The 5,163-nt window shown below is 72.8% G+C and carries 2 protein-coding genes; both read left to right on the plus strand.

Annotated elements, in window-relative coordinates; all coding sequences use genetic code 11:
- Positions 1 to 3,275, plus strand: a 3,275-nt coding sequence (locus tag ACH47Z_RS46855) for a type I polyketide synthase (protein WP_399086671.1), incomplete at its 5' end; no start/stop codon positions are given.
- Positions 3,272 to 5,163: type I polyketide synthase (locus ACH47Z_RS46860; protein WP_399086674.1), on the plus strand; the 1,892-nt coding region annotated here is incomplete at its 3' end. The genes ACH47Z_RS46855 and ACH47Z_RS46860, both read left to right, overlap by 4 nt.

Raw genomic sequence — 5,163 nt, forward strand, 5'->3', positions numbered from 1 at the left:
TCAACGCCGCCCACGGCATCACCCCCCAACCCACCACCATCCCCCTCTACTCCACCGTCACCACCGAACCCATCGACGGCACCACACTCAACGCCGACTACTGGTACACCAACCTCCGCCAAACCGTCCGCTTCGAAGAAACCACCCACACCCTCCTCACCCACGGCCACCGCCACTTCATCGAAACCACCGCCCACCCCGTCCTGACCATGGCCGTCGAGGAAACGGCGCAGGACACCGCCACGGACGCCACGATCATCGGCACTCTCCGTCGGGACCACGGCGGCCTCACCCAGCTCCACACCGCCCTCGCCACCGCGTGGGCCGGAGGGCTCCCCGTCGACTGGGCGTCGCTGCCCGCGTTCCGCTCCGCGCGGGTCGCGGCGCTGCCGACGTACGCGTTCCAGCGGGAGCGCTACTGGCTGGAGCCGGGCGACGGCGGTCCCGTCGACCTCGCGGCGGCGGGCCTCACGGCACCCGGTCATCCGCTGCTGGGGGCCGTGGTGCGTCCGGCCGAGAGGGATCAACTCGTGCTCACCGGGCGGCTGTCGCTGCGTACGCATCCGTGGCTGGCCGACCATGTGGCGCTGGGCACCGTGCTGTTGCCGGGGGCCGCGTTCGTGGAGCTGGCGTTGCGGGCGGGTGACGAGGCCGGCTGCGAGTGCCTGGAGGAGCTGACTCTCGAAGCACCCCTGGTTCTGCCGGAACGGGGGGCGTTGCGGACGCAGGTGGTGATCGGCGAGGCCGACGACACCGGGCGGCGGGCGCTGCACGTGTACTCGCGTCCGGAGGACGACACGGAGGAGTCCGACACGTGGACGCGGCACGCGAGCGGCGTACTGGCGCAGCGGGCCGACGCGCCGCAGTTCGACCTCACGGTGTGGCCGCCCGCCGGTGCCGAGCCGGTCGACCTGGAGGGCTTCTACGAGGGTCTGGCCGAGGTGGGCCATGGCTACGGGCCGGTGTTCCGCGGTCTGCGGGCGGCCTGGCGCCATGGGCAGGACGTCTACGCCGAGGTGGCCCTGCCGGACGAGGCTCGGGAGGAGGCGGGGCGGTTCGGGGTGCATCCGGCACTGCTCGACGCCGCGCTGCACGCCATCGGTGTGGGGGACTTCTTCGCCGACACCGAGCGGGTACGGTTGCCGTTCGCTTGGAGTGATGTGTCGCTGCGTGCCGTGGGCGCCCGGACGCTGCGGGTGTGGCTGTCGTCGGCGGACACGGACGCGGTGGCGCTGCGGCTCGCGGACGGGGCGGGCCGGCCGGTCGCTTCCGTCGGGTCGATGGTGTCGCGTCCCGTCTCGCCGGGGCAGTTGCCCAGTGCGCAGCAGTCCGAGCGGGATCTCTTCCGCTCGGCGTGGGAACCGATGCGGGCCGCCGGTGCCGGGGCGGATCCGGCCGGCGACTGGGTCGTGCTCGGGCGGGAGGCCGAACCGCTGGTGGCGGCCGTCCTGGCGACAGGCGTGCGTGCGTCGGCCCACGCCGACGTCGCGAGCCTGGTGCAGGCGCTGGACTCGGGCGACGAGGTGCCGGACGTGGTCCTGCTGGCCTGTGCCCCGGTGTCCACCGGCGACATCGCGGCGGACGCCCGCGCGTCCACCTCTCTGATGCTGACCGAGGTGCAGACGTGGCTGGCCGATCCCCGGCTGGAGTCGTCGCAGCTGGTCGTGATCACTCGGGGCGCGGTCGCCACGGACGCCGACGCGAAGGACGCGAACCTGGTGCAGGCCCCGGTGTGGGGACTGTTGCGCTCGGCGCAGTCCGAGAACCCCGGGCGTTTCGTCGTCGTGGACGTGGACGACCCGCAGGTCTCCGTGACGGCGCTGCCGGGTGCGATCGCCGCCGCCCTGTCGGTGAGCGAGCCGCAGATCGCCGTACGCGACGGGGCCGTGCTCGTGCCGAGGCTGGCCCGGGTGACCGTACCGGCCGAGGTCACCGTCCCCGTCTGGGACCCCTCCGGCACCGTGCTCATCACCGGCGGCACGGGCACGCTGGGCGGTCTCTTCGCCCGGCATCTGGTGACGCGGTACGGCGTGCGGCATCTGCTGCTGACCAGCCGACGCGGCGCGGACGCTCCCGGGGCGTCCGAACTCATCGCTCAGCTCGCCGAGTTGGGCGCCGAGGCGACGGTGGTCGCCTGCGACGTGGCGGACCGGGACGCCCTGGCCGGCGTGCTGGACGGCATCGACGCCGCCCATCCGCTGCGGGCGGTCGTGCACACGGCGGGCGTGCTCGACGACGGTGTGATCGGCGCGATGACTCCGGAGCGCGTCGACTGGGTCATGCGGCCCAAGACCGACGCCGCCGTCAACCTGCACGAGCTGACCCGGGACCGTGACCTGACGGCGTTCGTCCTCTTCTCCTCGATCGCCGGTCTGTTCGGCAACCCCGGTCAGGCCAACTACGCGGCGGCGAACGTGTTCACCGACGCGCTGGCCCGTCACCGGCACGCGCAGGGCCTGCCGGCTCTCTCGCTCGCGTGGGGTCTGTGGTCCGACGCGACCGGTATGACCGGGCACCTGGACGAGGGCGAGCGGCGCCGGATGTCGCGCAGTGGCGTGGTGCCGATCTCCGCCGAGCAGGGGCTCGCGCTGTTCGACACCGCCTGCACGCTGGACGAGGCCTGTGTCGCACCCGTCCAGCTCGATCCGCCGGCTCTGCGCGGCCTGGCCGAGGCCGGGGTGCTGCCCGGCGTACTGCGCGGCCTGGTCCGTACGTCCGTCCGGCGGACCGCGGACCAGGGCGGCGACGAGGGCGGGGCGGTGCTCGTACGGCGGCTCGCCGCACTGCCGGAGGCCGACCGGCACCGGGAACTCCTGGAACTCGTACGGACCCAGGCGGCCAACGTCCTCGGACACGCCTCGTCCGCCTCGATCGACCCGGACCACGCCTTCAACGAGCTCGGCTTCGACTCGCTCACCGCGGTCGAGCTGCGCAACCTCCTCAATGCCGCCACCGGGCTGCGGCTGCCGCCCAGCCTCGTCTTCGACTATCCGACCCCGGCTCGCCTCGCCGAGCACCTGCGCACCGGCCTGGAACCCCAGTTCGGGGCGGTCCCGCAGGTCGACCCGCAGGAGGCCGCCGTACGCGAGGCGCTCGCGTCCCTGTCCCTTCAGCAGCTGCGCGAGGCGGGGCTGGTCGACGTCCTGCTCCGGCTCGCCGGCGTCGGTGACACCGGGGGCGAGGCCGAGAGCGAGCGGTTGTCGATCGCCACGATGGGCCTCGACGATCTCGTGCAGCTCGCGCTGGAGACCCCCGAGACGGAGGTCCGGAAATGACCACATCACCCGAGAAGATCGTCGAGGCGCTGCGCGCGTCGTTGTCGGAGAACGAGCGGCTGCGGCGCCAGAACCACCAGCTCACCACGGCGTCCCGGGAGCCGGTGGCCATCATCGGCATGGCCTGCCGCTTCCCCGGCGAGGTGCAGAGCCCCGAGCAGTTCTGGCAGTTGCTCGTCGAGGGCCGGGACGCCGTCTCGGGCTTCCCGACCGACCGCGGCTGGGACCTGGACGCGCTCTACGACCCTGATCCCGACCACCCGGGCACGTCGTACACGAGCCAGGGCGGATTCCTCTATGACGCCGGGCAGTTCGATCCGCTGCTGTTCGGCATCTCACCCCGTGAGGCCCTGGCGATGGACCCGCAGCAGCGGCTGCTCCTGGAGACCTCCTGGGAGGTCTTCGAACGGGCCGGCATCGACCCGACCTCGCTCGGCGGAACCCGGACCGGCATCTTCGCCGGCGCCATCGCCTCCGGCTACGCGATCGGCCTCCCCGAGTTCCCCGAAGGCGTCCAGGGATACGTCGGCACCGGGACCTCGGCCAGCGTGCTGTCCGGCCGGATCTCCTACGCCTTCGGCCTGGAGGGGCCCGCCGTCACCGTCGACACGGCGTGCTCTTCCTCCCTGGTCGCACTCCATCTCGCCTGCCAGGCCCTGCGCAACGGCGAGTGCTCGCTCGCTCTGGCCGGAGGCGTGACGGTGATGGCCGTGCCAGGCCTCTTCACCGAGTTCAGCCGGCAGCGGGGACTCGCGGCGGACGGCCGCTGCAAGGCGTTCGCGGCGGCGGCCGACGGCACCGGCTTCTCCGAGGGCGCCGGTGTGCTCCTCGTGGAGCGGCTGTCCGACGCCCGCCGCAACGGCCACCGGGTCCTGGCCGTCGTACGCGGCTCCGCCGTCAACCAGGACGGCGCCAGCAACGGCCTCACCGCACCCAACGGACCGTCGCAGCAGCGGGTGATCCGGCAGGCCCTCGCCAACGCCCACCTCAAGCCCGCCGAGGTGGACGCGGTCGAGGCACACGGCACGGGGACGACGCTCGGCGACCCGATCGAGGCCCAGGCGCTACTGGCGACATATGGACAGGACCGGCCGGAGAACCGCCCGCTGTGGCTGGGCTCGGTGAAGTCCAACATCGGCCACACCCAGGCCGCGGCGGGTGTCGCGGGCGTCATCAAGATGGTCATGGCGCTTCGGCACGAAGTGCTCCCGCGGACCCTGCACGTCGACGCGCCCTCACCCCACATCGACTGGGACGCGGGCAACGTGTCGCTGCTCACCGAGGAACTGAAGTGGCCGGAGCCGGGCCGCCCGCGCCGGGCCGGCGTCTCCTCCTTCGGCATCAGCGGCACCAACGCCCACGTCATCCTGGAAGCGGCCCCGCCGGAAGCATCACCCACCACCGACGAACCCGAGCGATCGACGAACCCCGTGCCCTGGCCCCTCGCCGGAAGGACCAGGAAGGCCCTCCAGTCCCAGGCGGCCCGCCTGCTCCGCTTCGCCGAGGACACCCCCGGCATCTCCGTCTCCGCCGTCTCCGCAGCCCTGCTCACCACCCGCGCGGCCCTCGACCATCGCGCCGTCGTCCTGGCCTCGGGCCATGACGAGTTCGCACGGCGCCTGCGCGCACTGGCCTCCGACAAGCCGACGAACGGGGTGGTCACGGGGAGCGCGCGGCCCGGGCGGGTGGCGTTCATGTTCACCGGGCAGGGAGCACAACGGCTCGGTATGGGGCGGGAGTTGTACGACGCCGAGCCCGCATTCGCCGCCGCCTTGGACGAGGTAGTCGCGGCGCTGGACCCGCACCTGCCGCGTCCGTTGCGGGAGGTTCTCTTCGGGGACGATCCGGAGCTGCTGCAGCAGACGCAGTACGCCCAGCCTGCCCTGTT

The organism is Streptomyces sp. NPDC020192 (assembly GCF_044388685.1).
Classification (GTDB): Bacteria; Actinomycetota; Actinomycetes; order Streptomycetales; family Streptomycetaceae; genus Streptomyces.